We start from the raw sequence: 20,419 nt of genomic DNA on the forward strand, positions 1-20,419 counted from the left end.
ATATCCATCTTCCTCCCAAACCAATGTTTTTATCCTGTCTGATCTTCTTCCGCAAAACATGAATAAGGTTCCAGTTTCAAACGGATCTAATTTATAGTGATTTTTGATCATCATTGACAGCCTATCAATTCCACTTCTAAGATCAGAACGGCCACAGCAGACTATGACACGCTTAATTCCTTTCGCATCATTAAGCATCGAATATCAGCTCCCTTGTGAATGCTGCTAATTCCATTCCGGATAAGTTTGATATTTCGATTACTATACTGCCTTTATTTAATCTAAAAATTGGATTTTGTTTGGCAACTGCCACATCATTACTGCTTGATACTTGTAAAGCTTTTTCGTTGCCAGCAACTGGAACCTCTACAAATACAGGTGCAACTAACTCTGTTGCGGTTTTTCTACCCTCATATATCAAAGTCCGTATCCGACGTTGCCAATAATAAAACTGTTTTTCGTTGATGTCATTTGCTTCGCACCATTGTCTTTTTATTTTACCACTTGAGTTACATTTTTTTACAATATTTGCCCAATACTCCAAGCGTACTTCATTAGTCGTATCATCCATTTAATCAACCTCCAAAAAACTATTAGTTTTCTTGTCTCTAGCGATAATTATCTCAAAAACTAGCTAGCTTTTTCAAGGCGGTGTGGTTTACCGTTTACTTAATAATAGAGCGGCGGTAAGAGATTTGTATGATGTATGGAAACTGGTTAAAAGCAACATACTTAGTGGGCAAAAAGAACAGTTAAGAAAAGCAGTTATTTTCTATCATGTTTTGACGAGTGATGAACTTAATGGGAATTTTGATTTGTCTGCTGCTAAGAAATTAAACCAACATAGTATTTTAAGAGAGTTAGTACCGGTACTTAAGAAAAGTGAAATTTTTATCTTAAAAGATGCAATGAAATCAGTTAGTAATTTTATTGACGAGCTTATGGTTATGACGGATGATGAGCTCATGTTTATTAAGAATTTCAGTAGAGGAAAATATACACCTGAGTTACTTTTTGATGATCCTGATGTTATCGCGAGAATAAATAATCATCCAATGGCAAAATGGAAAGTTAGTAAATTGATGAAATAGTGTAAACTTGGGTATAGATCATTTGAGTTAAGTGTACTTCAAGTATTAAGCGATTGTATTTACTGATATTATTTTGATATTAAAAAAATCGAAAATCTCAAATAATACAAATAATTTGACTAGTCGTGATATGAAAACTAGGAAAAGACTTATAATGTACACATAGGGTTGGACACAAATCCTAGAAAATAAGTTATAATGAAGACTATGAGTAGACAAAGAAGAACTTGGACACCCCAGGAAAAAGCAAATATAGTATTGGAGATTTTGCGCGAGGAATCACCTCTTGCCGAAATCTCAAAAAAGTATGATATAGCTCAGCCAGTTCTGAGCCGATGGAAAACGGAATTCATAAGCAACATGCCTGCTGTCTTTGATAAGAAATGCGAAGACGTTCAGAAAGTCAAAGAAGAATACGAGGAGGAAAAGGAGATCCTCATCAAAAAGATTGGTGAACTTTCTATGGATGTCGATTATCTTAAAAAAAAACAAGAACAGGTTTTACAACTTCGGAAAAAAAGGCATTAGTTGAATTCAGTGGTTCAAAGCTGACTATTGTGCGTCAATGCCAGTTACTCGGATTGCCCAGATCAACCGCTTATCATATACCGGTTCCAGTCGCACCCTCGAAACAGGAGATTGATATTAAAAATGCCATCGATCGTATTCACTTTAAGGAACCCTCTTTTGGTGTGCGCAGAATCCGTAATGAACTCCACAAACTTGGCTACGAAATCGGAAGACGTTTGGTAAAGCGATATATGCAGGAAATGGATATTGTTGCCTTCTATCCAGGACCAAACCTAAGTAAACGTGCAAAGCAAGCAAAAACGTATCCGTATCTATTAAGAAACTTAGCGATTAGAAAGCCGAATCAAGTCTGGTCGATTGACATTTCATACATAGGAACCCCAACGGGTTTTGTATATATAACAGCCATTATAGACTGGTATTCCAGGTTTATAGTCGGTTATTCTATCAGCAATACATTACAGGCTGAATCAGTCACTAGAGTTGTTAAAGAAGCAATCAGGAATCATGGCAAGCCTGAAATTATAAACAGTGATCAAGGTGTACAATTCACCTCAAGGGAGTACATCGAGCTTATTAAAAGCTACGAATCCATTAAAATCAGCATGGATGGTAAAGGCCGTGCAACGGACAATATAGCCATTGAACGTTTCTTTAGATCATACAAATGGGAACGACTATACTTAATGTATCCAGAGACGGTCTCAGAAGTAAAAACTATAACAAGGGAATACATTCATCATTACAATTATGATCGAGGGCATCAGAGTTACAAGTATAAAACACCGGCAGAAATCTATTACGCTACTGCTGAAAAAGCTGCATAATCAAGAAAGGAGTTCATAACTAAGATTTCTTGATTTTGTGTCTTGACAAGCGTGCACATTATAACTAAACAAATAAATTTAAAATCAAGTATATTATATCGAGTGGGAATAGTAATCAAAACCTCGAAAACCTTTATAATAAAGGGTTTTCGAGGTTTTGATTTTACTAAGTGTACCACTGATTTTCTTTACTATTCATACAAATCATTCAAAGCAATTCCGACTGCCATATCTTTGTTTGGATATAGATGCCCATATGTTTCATATAGTTGTTTTGTAGAATGAGGCCCTAAACGTTCTTTGGACATTCTTGTTATATAGAGCCGGATGACCGGTCCAGATCGACCTTTGGAAAACCACGTGTTAGAGCGTTGCTGGAAAAATATGGCGTAACGAAAGCGAAAGCGATTATAGAAGATGAGACGAAACAACAAAGAAAACTGACTACAGAAGAACGCTTGAAGAGAACAATTGATAGAAAGGATACCTATATTAAAAGACTGTTGGCAGAGAACAAAGTCATGAAGGAGGAGTGTGAGCTTTTAAGAGGAAAGTTGTTTTTGCTTATGCAAAGAAATGAATGAGAAAGTATCAGATATTACACTGGCGGCTAAGGTTCAGTCTATTTATGTTACTAAATTTTATTTTTATGATAAAATATGCAGGAGGGCTTAACAAGCGAGAGGAGAATAATTATGATTGCATTTTTAATGACAATAGAGAATGAAAAAACAAGAAATAAGCTGGAAGAGATTTATGTAACATATTATAAAGAGATATATGTTACGGCATATTCGATTTTAAAAGATCATCATGATGCACAAGATGTAATTCAGGATGCGATTCTTAGGATTTTAAAGAATATTCACAAAATTTCAGAGGTTAAGTGTAAGAAAACGCGGTCCTATCTAGTTATTATAGTAAGGAATCTTTGTTATAATGTCTATAACAAGCGAAAAGGTATAGTTATGCTTGAATATGATGAAGTAAAAAGGTTATCAAATCAGGATGAAATATTAATTGAAGAAGAATTCCTCCAGATCGAATTCAGTGAAAAAATAGCAAAATATCTGGAGCAATTACACCAGCCTTATGCGGATGTTTTGACGCTAAGATATTACTATGAGTTGGAGATTTCTGAAATAGCTAGAAATTTCAATATTACAGAAAATAATGTGAGCGTTAGAATATATCGCGCGTTGGAGGCATTGAAGAAGATTTTAGTGGAAGAAGGTGTGGACTATGAACAAAGTGTCTAATGAAGAGAAGGAACGATTACGTAGGCTTAATGATGCTTATTTATATGATGTGGGTTACCATCATGTAAACGATATTTGTGATGAAACTGACAGACTTTTAGAAGAGTATGAGGACTTAGAGGTTCCAGACAGTATGAATCATTGGTTCATTGAATATAAAAATAAATTCGAGAAAAAAGAAAGACATCGAAATATTCTAAAAAAAGCATTGGATTATACCAAAAGGACGGCAATACTATTTAGTGTCGTGGTAGTTGCAGGAGCTATTGTGACATTGATGGTAAAAGATTTTAGAGTTCAATTTTTTGAATTCGCTTATGAAATAATGCAGAAAGAAAATAACCAAAATGAAGATATTTATAGTGAGCTGGAGGTAATGTCCGATTATTATTACCCAAGATTTTTGCCTGAAGATTTTACCTTAATAAAGATAAAGGTGCAAAATGATATAAAAAATTTGTTGTTCAGGAATCCAGAAGGGGAAGAAATTCTTTTTAGCCAGACTAAGATGAATACGAAATTAAAATATGACATTGATACTGAAAATATAACTCAAGTTGAAATCAACCAAAATATTGGCTATCTTTTAGTTCAGGATAATATGTCTATTATTAATTGGTCTGAAAAAGATACTTCCTTTACTATTCAAGGAAATATTGAGAAATCAGTTCTTATTGATATCGCCAAGAGTATAAAACAAGGTAAATAAAAAAATTAGAAAAAGTGTAAGATTTCACCACCTTAAAAGGTTATATATATAGAAGACCTTTAAGGTGGTGATTTTTATATAAGAATGGAAAGAATATAATTAGCGAGAAAATACTTGAAATGAATTTGTAGCACAATGAATAACTTATATTGTCGGTCTTCTGAACAAATTTTGTAGTGAATAATCTGGGTTACTTTGAGCCATCGGTCCGGTAGAGTTGAGCCGGCATTCCGGAAAGAGAGCCAGTTGTTCATTTTGCCTTATTGCAAGATATATCTAATCAAAAATTTCATCAAGGGTGTACCACTGCTATCGCAGCATGCCCTTGACTAAACCTTTGATTAGATACAGATATTGATCAAGGCAAAAATGAGATAGTATTGCCAATATAGGCATGGCTCAAACTAACCGGAACAATGGCTTAGTTTCAACCGGTCATCCGGCTCTATATAACAAGAATATCCATGTAGGGTAGATGATGATTATTATGAATGAATTTTATATTATGTGGCAAATATCTACTAGCATCTATTTATGCAGTCAATTTAATTATTAAAAAAGGAAGCTCAAAGCTGAGCTAAGGAGGAAAAATGAGAGAAAAAAACAAGCTCATCGAAAAAAGAGGAAAGGCAATATTACCACTAAGTTTTATTATGTTGATAGTATTTTCAATGTCTGTATCAGCATATAGTCTTGATTGGGGGTGGGTGTACAATGATCCATTAACTGTTTCAGTTTATATCAATTCAAACGTTCCAAACTTAAGCGATGTGGTTAGTGGATATGACAACTGGGATAGCTTACCAGAAGTTGATACTTATAGAAGTTATAATTTCAATTATACAGAGGCTTACATAATTTACTCTTCTGTTAGCAATGATTCATATGCAGACACAACGAAACTAGGGAGTTCAGATTGGAAGCAAATTACAATACGACCTCCGTTTAGCACATTGACTTCTACTAAAAGAAAAGAAACAATAGCTCATGAAATGGGGCATTGTTGGGGTCTCAATGATATTTATGATTCTTCTTTACTTTCAGGTACAATAATGAGAGGAACAGGTTTTAATAATAATCCATATCCTAAACAAGATGATAAAAACGGCATTGCCGCATTGTATTAGAGGAGGTCAAAAATGAAGAGAATATTAAGTTTTAGTTTTGTAGTATTGTTGCTGTTATCAGGGTTGTTTTTGTACAATGGTAAAGGTTATGACCATGTGATAGATTCAGCAAAATTAGTGAGTTATAGCTCTGCTGATGAGGTTGTTGAAAATAGTGATTTAGTTGTAGTTGTAAATAAATTAAGTGATGAGAGTGTTTCTTATGACTTAGGAGATAATCATTTTGACAATTTTACGCTTTCGAAAGTTGAGATAAAAAAAATAATTAAGCCCTCAGAAAATAAAATATTATCAAAAGGTGATGTTATTGAGATTCTTGAGAGCGAGTGGGTTGACGAAGAAGCAAAAGTGGTGCATCATCTTGAAAACTATAAAAAGATGGAAAAAGGAAAAAGCTATACATTGTATTTAGGATATAATGAAGAAGTAGATAATTATTATCCAATTGGTTTAGTTTGCGGAAAAATTCCTAGTGATGCGAATGAGAAAATGTTTTATGGAGATTTCCAAAATACGCAGGCTTTAGATGTAGTAGAGGAACTGAAAAAAATTAAGTAATAATATTTTATGTACACATTCAACAAAAATATTGAAATTCAAATGTGACACGATTAAACTTCATAGTTTAGTCGTGTTTTATTTTATAAAAACGAATGAAAGGAAGGTAAAATCAATAGTTTACTGAAGTGACCCCATAACAGCAGACAAACACATAGGATTCAATCTAAATTTTGGAGATGCTTTCAGGGGGATTTTCTTAATCGTGTTAATCGAAGGTACAGAAAAGTGCTCCCTGAACTTCATATGAAGATTATTGTGATGGTTGAGTATAACGGCTGATTTTAGTCGGAAGATGCTAACATGATAGACTCCTTCTGGGCAGACATAGTAGTCTTGCTCTGAAGAAGGTGTACTATGAAAAATAAGAAACAACGGTTTAGATTAGTACGTTTTGCTTTTTAAACCACAAGAGATAGAACAGTAATCGGGATTGATCAATTCTAACCGAGATGTTATTCTATTTCCCAAAAATGAATTTACATTGATATTGGGAAATAAAATAGTATAATGAGTATAAGAGGTGGTGATACAATGAAATTAATTGACAGAGAAGTATACCTAAATAGACTAATAAGCTTAAAAGGGACGCCTGATATAAAAGTTATTACAGGCATAAGACGTTCAGGGAAATCTAAGCTGTTAGATGAATATATTGATTGGATTGAAGAGAATGAGCCAAAACCTAATATTATTTCTATAGATCTTACTCAATTGAAGTTTGAGGCGCTTAAAGAATATCATGCACTCAATGATTACATTGAAGAAAGATATGATAGGAAGAAAGTAAACTTTGTATTTATTGATGAAGTGCAAATGTGTGGGCAGTTTGAACTGACAATAAACAGTCTACATTCTACTGGGAAATATGATATATACGTGACTGGTTCTAATGCGTTTTTGTTAAGCAGTGATTTGGCAACATTATTTACAGGTCGTACGTATGAAATAGAAGTATATCCATTTTCATTTTCTGAGTATCTCAAGTATTATAAAATGACAGATATCCAAACAGCATTGGACCAGTACATGAAAGAAGGAGGAATGTCGGGGTCGTATCTTTATAAAGAGCAAGAGGAGAAGTATAGGTATCTTGTAGATATATTTGATACACTTATTTTACGTGATATTAGGCAAAAGTATAAAATCAGAAATGTTGTTCTTATGGATAAAATCGCCGATTTTATGATAGATAATATTTCTAATTTGACATCATCAAGAAAGATTGCAGAGACACTTACGAAAAATAATGATAAAATTAATCATAAAACAGTTGGTTCATATCTTGGATACTTATGTAATGCATTTGCATTTTATAAAGTAAGAAGATATGATATCCGCGGTAAAAAATGTTTGACATCAAATGAGAAATATTATTTGAGTGATCACGCATTCAGATATGCCAAGTTAGGAACAAGAAATCTTGACTATGGCAGAGTAATAGAAAATATAGTTGCTATTGAATTGATGAGAAGAGGCTACGAAATATATGTAGGCGTTCTATATAAGAAAGAAATTGACTTCGTTGCAGTTAGACAAAATGAAAAGATTTATATTCAGGTTTCTGATGATATTTCCAGTAAAAAAACATTTGAAAGAGAAGTTGATTCATTACTCAATATAAAAGATGCATATCCTAAGTTGTTAATTGCAAGAACGAGACATGAACAATATCAATATGAGGGAATACAGATTATAGATATAGCTACATGGTTAAATAGCTAAACCACTTTCGACAAGAAACGACTAAGCAGTAAACAAAGCAATTACGGCTTGTGGAAAACAAAGGATATATATAAAAAAGTCTTACGAAAAATCAAAAGATTTACTTAAAATTCCAGCGAAGGAGAGGATTGAATTGAACCAAAAAGTAGAAGATTTGATCAATAACATTAATAAAGTCATGGTTGGAAAAAGAGAGGCAATTGAACTCATAACCTTAACAATGTTATGCAACGGACATGTTCTTATTGAGGATGTACCAGGTACGGGTAAGACAACCTTAGCCATTGCACTGGCAAAATCAATTGGAGGGGACTTTAACCGAATTTCTTGTACGCCTGATGTTATGCCTTCAGATATTACAGGGTTTACAATGTATCATCCTAAAAACGAAGCATTTGAATATCACGAAGGTGCGGTTATGACAAATATCTTCTTAGCAGATGAAATTAATCGTACACCGCCAAAAACTCAATCAGGGTTACTTGAAGCGATGGAAGAAAGATATGTTTCTGTAGACGGCACACATCACAAGTTACCAGACCCTTTTATGGTGATTGCAACACAAAATCCAATTGAATATCTTGGTACCTATCCACTTCCTGAAGCTCAACTTGATCGTTTTATGATAAAAATGGCTATTGGATATCCAAGTCTTGAAGAAGAAATGATGGTTATGGAGCGTTTTAAGCAATCCAATCCTTTGGATACATTAGAATCTGTGATTACACTTGAAGAGCTTAAGGCTATTCAGAAGGAGATTCTAGAGGTTAGGCAACATGATGATATTTCAAGATATATCGTTGATTTGGTAAAAGCAACGAGAGATTCTAAAGATACGCTACTTGGCATAAGTCCACGAGGGACGCTGTTTATCAGTAAAATGGCCAAAGGTGTGGCTTATTATCGAGGTAGAGACTATGTCATACCAGATGATGTAAAACATATATTTATGTCGGTTGCGTCCCATCGTATTGTGCCTCGCCCTGAAGCTAAATATGAAAATCGAGGCAATGAGGATATCATTAAAAATGTCATGAAATTAGTATATGTACCGGAAGGTGATGCGTTTGCGTAGAACATGGACGATTTATAGTGTATTGCTTGTTTCATCAATGATTTTTAACCGCTTATTACCGGGTTATACCAGTAGTATTAGTTTTTATATTATACTGTTTACACCCGTCATTAGCTTTGCTCATATATCTTTGACGTACTATGTATTTAAGCTCACACATAGTGTTGACAAGCGATTTGTATCAAAGGGTGATGAGATTGTCTATGTCATTAAGCTCATTAATCCAACTTCATTTCTTTTGGCACCATTTTCTCTTCGTTATGTGTCAAGTGAAAGGCTTTTTAAAGATGCAAAGAATGATATTCATCATCCGATTATTGTATCTGAACAAAAGACTGTCGTTATCCGCAAAAAGCTTACTTGTACCTATCGAGGTAATTATTCGATAGGTGTTGATCGCCTTATTATATGTGACTATTTTAAATTCTTCCGATTCAATTACACGGCAATCGAACAACATAAAATTCTTGTTTATCCAAAACTGCGTGAGCTAAAAAGCAGCTTGCTTCGCAATATCAGTAATGAAAGTAATGAAAGCGTTATATCCAATACGACACAAAACCAATCCGTGTTTACGGATGTAAGGGATTACCAACCAGGTGACCCACTAAATAAAATTCATTGGAAGTTAACAGCAAAAACGGGAGACTTTATTTCGAAAGACTACTCAGGTCAAGTGACAAATAAAACAAAGATTTTCTTAGATACATATAGCTTGAACTTAGACAGTGAAAGTTCTATTGTCTATGAAGACTATATGGTTGAAGGTTGTGTATCACTGGTGCATTTCTTCCTTGAAAACCGAATACATACACAATTGTATTATGAAAAATTTGGAATGCATAAATCGGATGGACGAAGTAGTAAAGATTTCCCAAGGTTTTATGATGAACTGGCAAAACTTTCTTTTTATAAGGAACAAGGTTTTTCTAAACTGATTGATGAGGTTCTTCTTCTAGATCGTGACCCGTGTCATGTGATATTAATGACTCAGCACATCACTTTACCTTTAGTTGAAAAATTAGTAGGCTTAAAATATCAGAATTACGAAATAAGTATTGTAGTCTGTGATCGTAAGACCATGGATATAGAGGGTATTGAGAGTTTGGGTGACAGTCAGTGTCAATTTATATTAACCACATCAAAAATACCGATTTATTATATGCAACATGATGAAAGCTCAACAAGGTTGGGGGTGATTTAGTGTTTGCTGTATTTGTTATTGGATTTGCGATCCTTGCAATTTTGTCAGGAACTTTTTCATATGTGCTTAATATATTCGAACTATTTATTATAAGTGGTTTGAGTTTTCTTGTATATTATTTTATTTTAGGTAAACGCAAAGTTTTAATCTGGTCGATGCTTGTCACTGTATTGGCAATAACCGTGACCAGTTACTATTTGTATAAAAAGGAACTGCTAGAAACAACAGGCATACAAATTGTAAATTTTGTAAAACCCTATTATTATTCAATGAGAATTCAAGGTTTCTATATTGGTCGATTCCATCAGCAACTATTAATACTAGGTATTGGCATCCTCTTGTACCGGGTGATTGTGGCTTTTTATCGTTCAAAGAAACTGGTTGTTATTCCGCCTGTTTTTGGCGCTTTAGTGATTATTGGAGCCTATATTGCAGGATCTTTTTCGTCGATGAGGGATCGGCAAGCCTTCTTTCTATTTGTTATGGCAACCTTCATCTATTATTTTGAGATTTATTATGTGAGATTGAAAGAGAGTGAAGGTAATCGTAGAAGATATTCTTTTTACCGTCTATCTATTGTGATGGCAACCCTTGTTATTCTCCTATCCCTTGTTGTGAACAATACATATCGTAATCCATTTGAAAAGAGCCTTGCAAAAGTGAGTACAACTGGAACGAATGGTGAAAGTACACCAGATGCATTCGATTCAGATCAGTTAGAGATGATTTATAATGTAACAGATGAATACAAAATCGTTTCTTCTTTTGAACACCAAGGAATTGAACTCTTTAAAGTTAAGACCGAGAAGCTGAAATACTACAAATCTCAAACCTTTAACCACTATGTTGATGGTGTATGGACCAATACTAAGAATAAGCCGATTCATCAAGATGGGTGGCCACTTGAACCGATTCTAAGTTCAGATCAAGTATTCAATGAGGCCTTGTTCTTCAATGAAGAAGTTGAAGTGATTTACCAAAATATTTATACAGATAGTATTGTAACGGGTCCCTATACTAAAGATGTTATTCTTGATAACTTAACGATTCCTATTCGTGTGTATGAAGATGGTATGTTTAAAGCAGATGAAAGGGTCGGTCAGGATTATCAATATACATTATCCATCGTGATACCAAAATACAGGACAACAGCTTTTACCCAGTACTTAAGTGGCTTAGAAATGGATAATACGGACCTTACAAGTTACTTATTGCTTCCGGATGGATTTGATAAACTAAATGACTTAACGGATGAGATTACTAAAGATCTATCATCGGATATGGATAAAGCAATAGCCATTGAGCGGTATTTAAAAAGCGCATATACCTATAATGAGAATCCGGAATTTCAACTTGAAGGTGATATGATCAATGAATTTTTGTTTGAAATAGAAGAAGGTTTTTGCCAACAGTTTGCGTCTTCTATGACCTTGATGCTCAGGAGTCAAGGGATTCCGTCTAGGTTTGTCACGGGTTTTGTAATCGATTCAAGCCAATTTGAAATCGATGATATTCCTGAAGAAGTTCTTTATAGTGGAAGAAGAGTTGTTGATCCTTATAAACATGTGTATGACAGCAACGCTCACGCTTGGGTTGAAATCTATGTGCCTAACTTTGGATGGATTCAGTTTGAGCCTACACCGGGTCAAGATGCTGTACAATTTAGTGATCCTATACAGTTAAATGATAACATCCAAATTCAAAAACCATCAACGATGGATACAATCATTCATAATGATTACTTTGGTATTGCCATTGTTTTCATTGTATTTGCAGGATTTGTCTTATTGTTTATAGCATTTATAAAACGTGGTAAGAGACTTAGACGCAATGTTAAGCGTCGACTCATGGTTGATTATAAGTTATTATGGATATACTTGAAAGCCATTCAGCTAGAAAAAGAAAAACATGAAACATTAAGAGAGTATGCACTTCGCTTGAACAAAGGACTGATTAACAGTAAAACTAAGTTTGAAGAGTACATAAACACACTGGAAAAAGCTTTTTATAATGACGAAGATCCAAGTATTGAAGAAGTAGAAGCCTTAGAAGACTTTTTGGCTGATATTAAGCACATAGTAAAAAGGCAGATGTTACCCATCCATTTTTATCGATTAAGATTTCTTGAAATGATACTACTACATAACTGACCGAACTGACCGGGGGGAACTGACAGGGACGGTTCTCTTGGTTCCTCTAGGATACAATTTTTTATTAATAATGCTTTAGGAGGTTTCCATGGAAACAATTATATCATTTGATCCTGATATAGGTGTTGGTGCGAAAGCATTGATATTAGGGAACATGCCAGGTATCAAATCGCTAGAGGTTAATGAATATTATTGTTATGACGGATTAAAGATTCTTCTTTAGCATTCAGATAAGCGATCAACCATTAGGAGTAATCCATACTATGAAAAATACAATAAAAATAATATCATTAACAATTTATATTCTCCTTCAGTGTACCTGGGGCTTGCTTCAATCTTTTGCGGGCTTGTTAATATTTTTATTCAATATTACAAGTAGTCATAATCTATATCACGGGGCAGTTCGAACACAGTGGTCTGCTAAGAGTGGCTTATCACTTGGTTTATTTATCTTTGTTCCCGTGGATTGTTCAAGAGAGATATCAGAAAAGTTGTCAGTACATGAGTATGGGCATACCTTGCAATCACTAGTACTTGGTCCATTGTATTTACCGGTGATTGGTTTGCCATCTTTTATTTGGTTTCTATTATACCCAATAATAAAAAAGAAAAAGGCAATTTCTTATTATGATTTTATTATTGAAAAATGGGCAGATGCATGGGGTGGGATTATTATTTATGAAGCAACAACTTGGAGGTAACCATGAAAATCAGAAGAACAACATTAGAAGATCTAGACGAGATACTCATCATATACGCAGATGCAAGAGCGTTTATGAAGAAACAAAACAATCCTAGCCAATGGGGTGAAGATTATCCAAGGAGAGAACTTCTTGAAAGTGATATCAGCCTTGATAGAAGCTATGTCTGTGTGTTAGACAACCGTATTGTAGGCACTTTCTATTTTGAAGTGGGCGTTGATTCAACATATATGGAGATATTTGAAGGTGAATGGCTAGATGATGCGCCTTACGCTGTGATACACCGTATTGCCTCTGCTAGAGATAGCAAAGGGGTAGCTTCCTTTTGTGTTGATTGGTGTTTTAATCAACACCCGAATATACGCATTGATACTCATAGAAACAATAATCCCATGATACGATTTTTAGAAAAAAATGGCTTTATGAAATGCGGGATTATTTATATTGAAAATGGTGATGAGAGGATTGCCTTTCATAGAATAAAGTAGGAAAAAGAGGGTACACTCATAAATAATTTCAATATCATCAGAAGCTTGACAAAAACCTAACAATTGTCTATAATAATGAAGTAGTTTGAGCGAAAGACAAAAGTGTTTGTCGTGTAAGATACGATTATGGCATATGGCTTGTGCTCTATTTTTTTATCTAGAAACATAACGGAGGAGAATTATTATGAAAAAATTATTTGCGTTACTATTTTCAACAGTATTAACGGTAAGTGTTTTAGCCGGATGCGGTTCCACAGAGACAGATGAAGGAACCACAGAACAAGCAAATGGTAAGAAATGGGTTATTGCAACAGATACGGTATTCAAGCCATTTGAGTACACCAATGAAAACAATGAGTTTGTTGGTATTGACGTAGACTTGTTAGCAGCAATCGCAGAAGATCAAGGATTTGAGTATGAATTACAGAGCCTTGGTTGGGATGCAGCAATCGCAGCGGTTCAAGCGGGACAAGCAGATGCAATTATTGCAGGTGCTTCAATTACTGATGACCGTAAGGCGTCAGGATGGATTTTCTCAGATGGATACTACAACGCTACTCAAACATTTGTTGTTGCTGAAGGTAGTGACATCAAAGGCTTTGAAGATCTTGCTGGTAAGAATGTTGCTGTTAAAAATGCAACAGCAGGTGCTGATTTTGCAAACAGCTTAAAAGATGAGTATGGGTTTACAGTAACTACGTTTGAAGATTCACCTACAATGTATCAAGATGTTACACTTGGGAACAGTGCAGCATGTGTAGAGGATACACCAATCATGGCAACTTCCATAAAAGAGGCAGCACTACCACTTATGATTGTTGAAGGCATGGAAAATGAAGGTTCTCCTTATGGTTTTGCAATCATGGATGAAGCCAATCAAGAATTACTGGATATGTTTAATGCCGGATTAGCAAATATTAAAGCAAGCGGTAAATATGATGAAATCATTGATACATATCTAAAATAATACCAAGTTAGTTTTTACTTAGGACGTGGGAGACTTTTTAAGTCTTTCACGTTCTTGTTGTCATCAGGTATTATAATCAAAATAGTGATGAAAAGGAGAACAAATCAATGAGCTTGATTATTCAAACGTATGGCTCGATGCTTCTTGGAGCACTGGGAAAGACTTTATTGCTAACCCTATTATCATTGTTTTTTGCTATGATTATTGGAATGATTTTTGCATTGATGAATGTAGGTCATAACCGTTTTTTTAACTTTCTTGGGATTGTTTACGTAGATGCAGTGCGAGGCGTTCCGTTGATTGTTTTGGCATACTTTATTTATTTTGGTTTACCGACGGCTATCAGAATGATGGGAGTGGAAGGTTTTAGACTAACAGCCTTACAAGCTGGGACGATGGCGCTGTCCATGAACTGTGGTGCTTACATGGCTGAGATTATTCGTGCAGGGATTGAAAGTGTTGACCGAGGACAGATGGAAGCCAGCAGGAGCTTAGGCTTAAATTATGCAAAAAGCATGCAGTTAGTAGTAGTACCCCAAGCAATTCGCACGATGATACCTTCTATCATCAACCAATTTATTATTACTCTAAAAGATACATCGATTCTATCCGTTATCGGTTTTCCAGAGCTTACGAATATGGGTAAAACCATCAGTGGTAATACTTTTAAAAGCTTGGAAACATGGGCAATTGTCGGTATTATGTATATGGTCGTCATTATTACACTTAGTAAAATAGCTAAAAGAGTTGAGAGGAGGGTGAACCGTGGAAGGTAGAAAAACGATTATTCATGTAGAGAATCTGAAGAAAAACTTTGGTAGTTTAGAAGTGCTAAAAGAAATCAGCATTGACATCTATGAAGGCGAAGTGGTTGTTGTGCTTGGGCCATCCGGAAGCGGGAAATCCACATTTCTTCGTTGTTTAAACCAGCTAGAAACAGCTACAGACGGTACAATCATTATTGATGATATGAACATAACAGATAAGCATACGGATATTAATAAGGTTCGGGAAAATATTGGTATGGTATTTCAACAATTCAATCTTTTTGCACATAAAACCGTTGCAGAAAACATTATGCTTGCACCGGTACAGTTAAAGACAATGACTAAGGAAGAGAGCAAAGTCAAGTGCTTACAGTTACTCGAACGTGTTGGTATGCCGGAAAAAGCAGAAGCCTACCCATCTCAACTTTCAGGTGGACAAAAACAGCGTGTCGCCATTGCAAGATCATTAGCCATGAACCCGGATATCATGCTTTTTGATGAACCGACTTCAGCCCTTGATCCTGAAATGGTTGGCGAAGTCTTAGCGGTTATGAAAGAACTGGTAGCAGATGGTATGACCATGGTTGTAGTAACTCACGAAGTTGGTTTTGCAAGAGAGGTAGCAGATAGGATCATCTTTATGGATGGTGGCTATATTGTTGAACAAGGTACGCCTGAGGAAGTGTTTCAACATCCTAAGGAGCCCAGAACCATTGACTTTCTTAATAAAGTTTTATAGTCAATTAAAAGGAGCGTCCTATGAAAAAGATAATAACGATTAGTCGTGAATTTGGCGCCGGTGGCGGTGAAATGGGAAAACTCATTGCCAAGGCCTTGAATTACGAGTATTATGATAAAGAGATTATTCTAAAAGCAGCAAGGGAATCTAATGTTGATGTAGAACGTCTGTTAAAATGGGATGAAAAAGTTCCATTAGACTTTGGTTTTGCACAGAGTTTGTTTGATTTCTATAATAGGCCATTAAGCGATCGGCTTTTTGAAATACAAAAACAAGTGATTAGGGAAATAGGAGAAAAAGGTAATTGTGTAATAGTGGGTCGTAATGCCAATATGATTCTTAAGGAGTTTGATTACACACTTCATTTATTTGTACATGCAGATTCCCATTGGCGCTTGGAACGTATGAAGAAAAAGATGCCCAATCAAAAAGAAGCCAAAGTAAGTGAACAAATCCATGCCATTGACAGGACACGGAAAAAATATTGTTCCCATTATACCAACACTGAATTTGGTGTTGCTGATTATTATGATATTAGTTTTAATACAGCAACAATCGGCATTGCTACTTGTGCAGATATCGTCTGTAATCTAGCAAAAAAGAAATGAATTCGCTTCTAATAAAGTATATAAATCACTATTGGTTAGAGTATAAAAACTCAGAGGATGATCCTTTGAGTTTTTATTATTTTAGCAGTTAATAGTGATGAGGAATCTGCAGCATATGAAGTTGTCAAAACATACTTTTATGATATAATAAAAGAGAAAAAGTATGCTATTGGAAGGCAAAATAATGGGAAATCAGATAAAAACAAAGGCAATTGTATTACATGAAATGCCTATTGGTGATTATGACAAACGGTTGGTACTCCTTACAAAAGAGCTTGGTAAAATTACGGTTTTTGTCAAAGGCGTTAGAAGATCTAACAGCAAAATGCTATCTTGTGCTCAGGTTTTTGCCTATGGTGATTTTATTGTTTCAAAAGGCAAAAACTGTTATAATGTTTATGAGGCTCAACTGATTGAATACTTTCATGGTCTAAGAATGGACATGGAGGATTTGACGTATGGTATGTATCTTATGGAGTTTATGGCGTACACAACCCACGAAGATATGGACAATGTGGATTTGATGCATTTGTTGCTCTATGCCTTAAATGCCATTAACCACAAACGTATGTCAGCAAGATTGGCGATTAGAATTTTTGAACTTAAGGCTATGAGCATACTGGGTTATACCCCTTGGGTGAATGATTGTGCCATTTGCCATGATGATAAAAATATTGTATTTTTCAGTACTCAGATTGGAGGGCTATTGTGTCATGATAAAAACCATCCGGTTAAAGATAAGATCAAAATCAATGAGGCAACATTGTATGCCATAAGATACATATTGTCAAAACCGATGAAGGATATCTTTTCTTTTGAGTTAGAGCAGGAATCACTAATAGAACTTGAATTCATTATGAATCAGTTCGTTCCATTAAACCTAAATAAAAAATTTAAAACTTTAGATTTTTTATTAACACTATAAAAAGCGGTGTTACCGCGACGAGGAGGACTTAGTATGGCAGATTTTTTTAGTAAATTAAAAAAAGGCATCGATAAAGGGACAGCGATTGTAAGCACAAAATCATCAACAATGATTGAAGTGAATAAGCTAAAATCAGAAATCAGTACAACGCAAAAAGTTAAAAAGGAAACATTACTGGAGTTGGGGACAAAAGTATTTACTTTATATCAAGAGGGTACATTTGACATTGGCCAAGTACAGGACTTGATTACCAACATAGGTGAAGCTGACATAAGAGTGGCCGAATTAGAGACACAGATTGCTAAGATTCAAGACGAAGAAAAAACGAAGTTGGATGAAATTAAAGCAGAAGAACCAGAAGTTAAAGAAGCGGTTAATGAAGCCATCGAAGAAGTTGGGGAAATTAATGTTCAAGTTGTAGAAGTGGTTGAAGAAACAAGTGATGAAGCAAAAGAAGTTGTAGAAGGCATTATAGATACAGAAAAAGATAAGATTTAGTATAACCACTCATGGATCATCGAAGGTTGTTTCAGACAAAGCGTCTTTTTAGTCTGGAACAATCTTTTTAATGAAAAAGAAGGGATAAAAAAGATGGCGGGTCATGACCAGAAAAATAGAATGAATTTATATAGAGATGATCTTTTTTTAGCGGTATTAACTGCCATTGGGTCTTATGGTGACTTATATAACTTTGATGAAGGTGGCATTCAACTGGAACAGATGATAGAATCTGCTAAGCATATATATACAGAAAATCAAATGTACACTTTCTCTGCTCAGGTAATAAGACAGTTGCTATCCATCGTTTGTTTAGGGAACAAAAAGGAAGAAAAGATGATATCCGGCTTTGTGGCATCTAAGATGGATGGTATGTATATGATTACCTATGGTATTGGTTCTTATCAAGCCTATGAAAAGCTGATTCTAAATGATGTGATTCCCCTTAGTATTCAAACTTCAATCACAAAAAATTGGGAAAATGGAAAAAGTAAATATACGGATAATACACTTATGCTACTTTTTAATCATGATTTTGGGACAGACAATATCATCTTCATTGAATCCCAAAAGTATATTGGTGCATGGGAAAAGAATTTAATACAGCTTTTTGAAGTGAATCTTATTGAGGACTACGCAAAACTATGTAAGCTTAATCGACAAAGATTGAATACAGAAAAATTGATTCAGACACTAAGTGAGGTTATAGAAGCAAAAACCAAAGAGATGAATCACCATGTTAGAAGGGTGGCTTCCTATTCGAAGCTGTTAGCGCAAGGTTGTGGTTTAGATGAGGAAAGCATTGAGATACTTGAAGTGGCTTCTATGATCCATGATATCGGCAAGTTAACGATACCGGTAAGCATCTTGAATAAACCCGGTAGATTAAGTGTTGAAGAATTTGAACGTGTAAAAAAACATGCTATGTCAGGCTATGAAATGATGAAAGACTCAAAAAATACCCTCATCCAAACAGCCGCTCTAATTGCCCTAGAGCATCATGAAAAATGGAATGGCACAGGGTATCCGTCAGGTCTTGCAAAAGACGAAATACATTTATATGGGCGAATTGTTGCCCTAGCAGACGTGTTTGACGCATTAAGTACAAACAGAGTCTATAAGAAGGCATGGTCTATAGAACAGATTATCGATTTACTCCATCAAGAACGTGGTGAGCATTTTGATCCTAAGCTAGTGGATATAATGCTTGAGAATATTCATGCATTTATACATATCAGGGATGGGGCATCAACGAAAGTACTTTGAGTTTATCAAATCCATGTGTAACTCAGTATAATATAAGTTAAATAGAGGGATACAAGGACAAAACCCTCTTTTTTATTAATGCGGTGGTCTTTTGACTTAGCAAATCGCCTAAAAGCCAAAAGGATAATCATCATAGCAGGGAACTGCAATTTGTAAAAACTTGCATCGACAGCAAGCCCTTTTGATGTTACAGCTGCAGCAGCACCAACAACAAAAAGTACATTTAGAATATCAGCACCAATAATATTTCCCACTGCGAGTTCACCATGTCCTTTTCTTACCGCTGCAATAGCGGTAGTAAGTTCAGGTAAACTGGTACCGAATGCAACAAGTGTAGCGGCAATGATGCTTTGGGGAATACCGAAACGAATGGCGGTTAACTCAATACTTGGTATTAATATCTTAGAAGATAAAATGACCATGGATATAGCAAATATGAGTTTGGCAATTTGAAAGATAGCTGGACTTTTAATAACATCCAGTTTTTCAAATCCTTCTGTACCATTTTTAGCCCAACGGATCATCATATACAAATAAATAATGAGCAGAGTCAGCAGTAAAAACCCCATCCATTGATGAATGATGCCCTCGTTATTTCTACCGAACATAGGTAATGCCAATACGACCAATAGTGCAGCAGAGCCGATTTGAATGCGACCTTGGCGGTTTAGAGTTTTCTGATCTATGGGCAAGTAACCGATTATAGCAGCAAGTCCGAGTATGAGTCCGGTATCTGCAATGATTGAGCCTACGCCATTGCCAAGTGCAAGGTGTGGGTTGCCCTGCATTGCTGCAAGTACTGAAACAGAGGCTTCAGGTAAAGTGGTGCCAAGAGAAACAATAGTTGCACCAATAATAGATTTGGGGATGCCCCATTGAATGGATAGGCTTACAGCCTCATCTACCAGAAAATCAGCACTTTTACTCAGGATTGTTAGGCTCACGATGGCAATAATAATTAATACAATTGTGGGTAATGTTTCCAGTAAATGAACATACATTTCTTCCATTATCTTATTCTCACTCTCAAAAGATGATTAAAATGTTAAACATATAGTCTTGACACCCTAACCACAATATAATATTCATTCTTATAATAGGGTTATAATATCTATTTGTCAATCATGAAGTCAATCATAAAAGTCGCGCTAAACGTTCTGTTTTATGGGTTAAATACCGATTTGAATTTTATTTATATATATAA

At 35.1% G+C, this 20,419-nt stretch carries 24 protein-coding genes; 21 read left to right on the forward strand and 3 right to left on the reverse strand.

What is annotated here, in order from left to right; all coding sequences use genetic code 11:
* Window positions 1-198, reverse strand: a 198-nt coding sequence (tnpB, locus tag P0N36_RS10585) for an IS66 family insertion sequence element accessory protein TnpB (RefSeq protein WP_275842820.1), incomplete at its 3' end; no start/stop codon positions are given.
* On the reverse strand, window positions 191-571 hold the full coding sequence (tnpA, locus tag P0N36_RS10590) for an IS66 family insertion sequence element accessory protein TnpA (protein WP_275842821.1): 381 nt from the start codon (window positions 569-571) through the stop codon (window positions 191-193). The genes tnpB and tnpA, both read right to left, overlap by 8 nt.
* Window positions 572-653: 82 nt before the next feature.
* Here tnpA and P0N36_RS10595 point away from each other — a divergent pair, with 82 nt between their 5' ends.
* The 21 genes from P0N36_RS10595 (at window position 654) to P0N36_RS10695 (ending at window position 19,215) form a co-directional block, all read left to right on the forward strand.
* On the forward strand, window positions 654-1,091 hold the full coding sequence (locus P0N36_RS10595; RefSeq protein ID WP_275842822.1) for a hypothetical protein: 438 nt from the start codon (window positions 654-656) through the stop codon (window positions 1,089-1,091).
* 207 nt (window positions 1,092-1,298) lie between these two features.
* A protein-coding gene (locus P0N36_RS10600; RefSeq protein ID WP_442957187.1) for an IS3 family transposase occupies window positions 1,299-2,449 on the forward strand; the annotation gives its coding sequence in 2 pieces (ribosomal slippage) (window positions 1,299-1,580 and window positions 1,583-2,449; 1,149 coding nt in all).
* Window positions 2,450-2,820: 371 nt separating this feature from the next.
* Window positions 2,821-3,033: a hypothetical protein gene (locus P0N36_RS10605; RefSeq protein WP_275842824.1), complete on the forward strand. Its 213-nt coding sequence runs from the start codon at window positions 2,821-2,823 to the stop codon at window positions 3,031-3,033.
* 111 nt (window positions 3,034-3,144) lie between these two features.
* The gene (locus P0N36_RS10610) at window positions 3,145-3,708 is read left to right on the forward strand and encodes an RNA polymerase sigma factor (RefSeq protein WP_275842825.1); all 564 of its coding nucleotides are present in this window, start codon (window positions 3,145-3,147) and stop codon (window positions 3,706-3,708) included.
* Window positions 3,692-4,417 carry a DUF4367 domain-containing protein gene (locus P0N36_RS10615; protein ID WP_275842826.1) on the forward strand — a complete coding sequence of 242 codons (726 nt, stop codon included), beginning with the start codon at window positions 3,692-3,694 and terminating at the stop codon, window positions 4,415-4,417. The genes P0N36_RS10610 and P0N36_RS10615 overlap by 17 nt, the downstream gene beginning before the upstream one ends.
* 590 nt (window positions 4,418-5,007) lie before the next feature.
* Complete coding sequence (locus P0N36_RS10620) at window positions 5,008-5,544, forward strand: hypothetical protein (RefSeq protein WP_275842827.1); 537 nt, start codon at window positions 5,008-5,010, stop codon at window positions 5,542-5,544.
* A 12-nt stretch (window positions 5,545-5,556) separates the two neighbouring features.
* Window positions 5,557-6,102, forward strand: coding sequence for a hypothetical protein (locus tag P0N36_RS10625; RefSeq protein ID WP_275842828.1), 546 nt, complete (start codon window positions 5,557-5,559; stop codon window positions 6,100-6,102).
* A gap of 534 nt (window positions 6,103-6,636) precedes the next feature.
* Window positions 6,637-7,827 carry an ATP-binding protein gene (locus P0N36_RS10630; protein ID WP_275842829.1) on the forward strand — a complete coding sequence of 397 codons (1,191 nt, stop codon included), beginning with the start codon at window positions 6,637-6,639 and terminating at the stop codon, window positions 7,825-7,827.
* A gap of 133 nt (window positions 7,828-7,960) precedes the next feature.
* Window positions 7,961-8,902 carry an AAA family ATPase gene (locus tag P0N36_RS10635; RefSeq protein ID WP_243115921.1) on the forward strand — a complete coding sequence of 314 codons (942 nt, stop codon included), beginning with the start codon at window positions 7,961-7,963 and terminating at the stop codon, window positions 8,900-8,902.
* Window positions 8,895-10,106, forward strand: coding sequence for a DUF58 domain-containing protein (locus tag P0N36_RS10640; protein WP_275842830.1), 1,212 nt, complete (start codon window positions 8,895-8,897; stop codon window positions 10,104-10,106). The genes P0N36_RS10635 and P0N36_RS10640 overlap by 8 nt, the downstream gene beginning before the upstream one ends.
* A complete protein-coding gene (locus P0N36_RS10645; RefSeq protein ID WP_275842831.1) occupies window positions 10,106-12,256 on the forward strand; it encodes a transglutaminase-like domain-containing protein in 2,151 nt (716 codons plus the stop codon). The genes P0N36_RS10640 and P0N36_RS10645 overlap by 1 nt, the downstream gene beginning before the upstream one ends.
* Window positions 12,257-12,344: 88 nt before the next feature.
* A complete protein-coding gene (locus P0N36_RS10650) occupies window positions 12,345-12,479 on the forward strand; it encodes a hypothetical protein (RefSeq protein ID WP_275842832.1) in 135 nt (44 codons plus the stop codon).
* 40 nt (window positions 12,480-12,519) lie between these two features.
* Window positions 12,520-12,957 (forward strand): hypothetical protein, encoded by a 438-nt coding sequence (locus P0N36_RS10655; protein ID WP_275842833.1) that lies wholly within the window; start codon window positions 12,520-12,522, stop codon window positions 12,955-12,957.
* 2 nt (window positions 12,958-12,959) lie between these two features.
* Window positions 12,960-13,445, forward strand: coding sequence for a GNAT family N-acetyltransferase (locus tag P0N36_RS10660; RefSeq protein WP_275842834.1), 486 nt, complete (start codon window positions 12,960-12,962; stop codon window positions 13,443-13,445).
* A gap of 184 nt (window positions 13,446-13,629) precedes the next feature.
* On the forward strand, window positions 13,630-14,412 hold the full coding sequence (locus tag P0N36_RS10665; protein ID WP_275842835.1) for a transporter substrate-binding domain-containing protein: 783 nt from the start codon (window positions 13,630-13,632) through the stop codon (window positions 14,410-14,412).
* A 107-nt stretch (window positions 14,413-14,519) separates the two neighbouring features.
* Window positions 14,520-15,188 carry an amino acid ABC transporter permease gene (locus P0N36_RS10670; RefSeq protein WP_275842836.1) on the forward strand — a complete coding sequence of 223 codons (669 nt, stop codon included), beginning with the start codon at window positions 14,520-14,522 and terminating at the stop codon, window positions 15,186-15,188.
* Window positions 15,178-15,918, forward strand: a complete 741-nt coding sequence (locus P0N36_RS10675) for an amino acid ABC transporter ATP-binding protein (RefSeq protein WP_330684010.1) — start codon at window positions 15,178-15,180, stop codon at window positions 15,916-15,918. The genes P0N36_RS10670 and P0N36_RS10675 overlap by 11 nt, the downstream gene beginning before the upstream one ends.
* A gap of 20 nt (window positions 15,919-15,938) precedes the next feature.
* Window positions 15,939-16,526 carry a cytidylate kinase-like family protein gene (locus P0N36_RS10680; RefSeq protein ID WP_275842837.1) on the forward strand — a complete coding sequence of 196 codons (588 nt, stop codon included), beginning with the start codon at window positions 15,939-15,941 and terminating at the stop codon, window positions 16,524-16,526.
* A gap of 184 nt (window positions 16,527-16,710) precedes the next feature.
* On the forward strand, window positions 16,711-17,451 hold the full coding sequence (recO, locus tag P0N36_RS10685) for a DNA repair protein RecO (RefSeq protein WP_275842838.1): 741 nt from the start codon (window positions 16,711-16,713) through the stop codon (window positions 17,449-17,451).
* 33 nt (window positions 17,452-17,484) lie between these two features.
* Window positions 17,485-17,949 (forward strand): hypothetical protein, encoded by a 465-nt coding sequence (locus P0N36_RS10690; protein ID WP_275842839.1) that lies wholly within the window; start codon window positions 17,485-17,487, stop codon window positions 17,947-17,949.
* Window positions 17,950-18,042: 93 nt separating this feature from the next.
* A complete protein-coding gene (locus P0N36_RS10695; RefSeq protein ID WP_275842840.1) occupies window positions 18,043-19,215 on the forward strand; it encodes an HD domain-containing phosphohydrolase in 1,173 nt (390 codons plus the stop codon).
* 5 nt (window positions 19,216-19,220) lie between these two features.
* Here P0N36_RS10695 and P0N36_RS10700 read toward each other — a convergent pair whose 3' ends face one another.
* Window positions 19,221-20,225: a calcium/sodium antiporter gene (locus tag P0N36_RS10700; protein WP_275842841.1), complete on the reverse strand. Its 1,005-nt coding sequence runs from the start codon at window positions 20,223-20,225 to the stop codon at window positions 19,221-19,223.
* Window positions 20,226-20,419 lie beyond the last annotated feature (194 nt).

It is taken from the genome of Petrocella sp. FN5 (assembly GCF_029210395.1).
GTDB lineage: Bacteria > Bacillota > Clostridia > Lachnospirales > Vallitaleaceae > Petrocella.

Coding starts and splice junctions, on each gene's coding strand:
- P0N36_RS10655 (WP_275842833.1), top strand. CDS start 12,520: ATGAAAAATACAATAAAAATAATATCATTAACAATTTATATTCTCCTT.
- P0N36_RS10660 (WP_275842834.1), top strand. CDS start 12,960: ATGAAAATCAGAAGAACAACATTAGAAGATCTAGACGAGATACTCATC.
- P0N36_RS10625 (WP_275842828.1), top strand. CDS start 5,557: ATGAAGAGAATATTAAGTTTTAGTTTTGTAGTATTGTTGCTGTTATCA.
- P0N36_RS10670 (WP_275842836.1), top strand. CDS start 14,520: ATGAGCTTGATTATTCAAACGTATGGCTCGATGCTTCTTGGAGCACTG.
- P0N36_RS10615 (WP_275842826.1), top strand. CDS start 3,692: ATGAACAAAGTGTCTAATGAAGAGAAGGAACGATTACGTAGGCTTAAT.
- P0N36_RS10610 (WP_275842825.1), top strand. CDS start 3,145: ATGATTGCATTTTTAATGACAATAGAGAATGAAAAAACAAGAAATAAG.
- tnpA (WP_275842821.1), bottom strand. CDS start 571: ATGGATGATACGACTAATGAAGTACGCTTGGAGTATTGGGCAAATATT.
- P0N36_RS10690 (WP_275842839.1), top strand. CDS start 17,485: ATGGCAGATTTTTTTAGTAAATTAAAAAAAGGCATCGATAAAGGGACA.
- P0N36_RS10680 (WP_275842837.1), top strand. CDS start 15,939: ATGAAAAAGATAATAACGATTAGTCGTGAATTTGGCGCCGGTGGCGGT.
- recO (WP_275842838.1), top strand. CDS start 16,711: ATGGGAAATCAGATAAAAACAAAGGCAATTGTATTACATGAAATGCCT.
- P0N36_RS10665 (WP_275842835.1), top strand. CDS start 13,630: ATGAAAAAATTATTTGCGTTACTATTTTCAACAGTATTAACGGTAAGT.
- P0N36_RS10650 (WP_275842832.1), top strand. CDS start 12,345: ATGGAAACAATTATATCATTTGATCCTGATATAGGTGTTGGTGCGAAA.
- P0N36_RS10630 (WP_275842829.1), top strand. CDS start 6,637: ATGAAATTAATTGACAGAGAAGTATACCTAAATAGACTAATAAGCTTA.
- P0N36_RS10695 (WP_275842840.1), top strand. CDS start 18,043: ATGGCGGGTCATGACCAGAAAAATAGAATGAATTTATATAGAGATGAT.
- P0N36_RS10700 (WP_275842841.1), bottom strand. CDS start 20,225: ATGGAAGAAATGTATGTTCATTTACTGGAAACATTACCCACAATTGTA.
- P0N36_RS10620 (WP_275842827.1), top strand. CDS start 5,008: ATGAGAGAAAAAAACAAGCTCATCGAAAAAAGAGGAAAGGCAATATTA.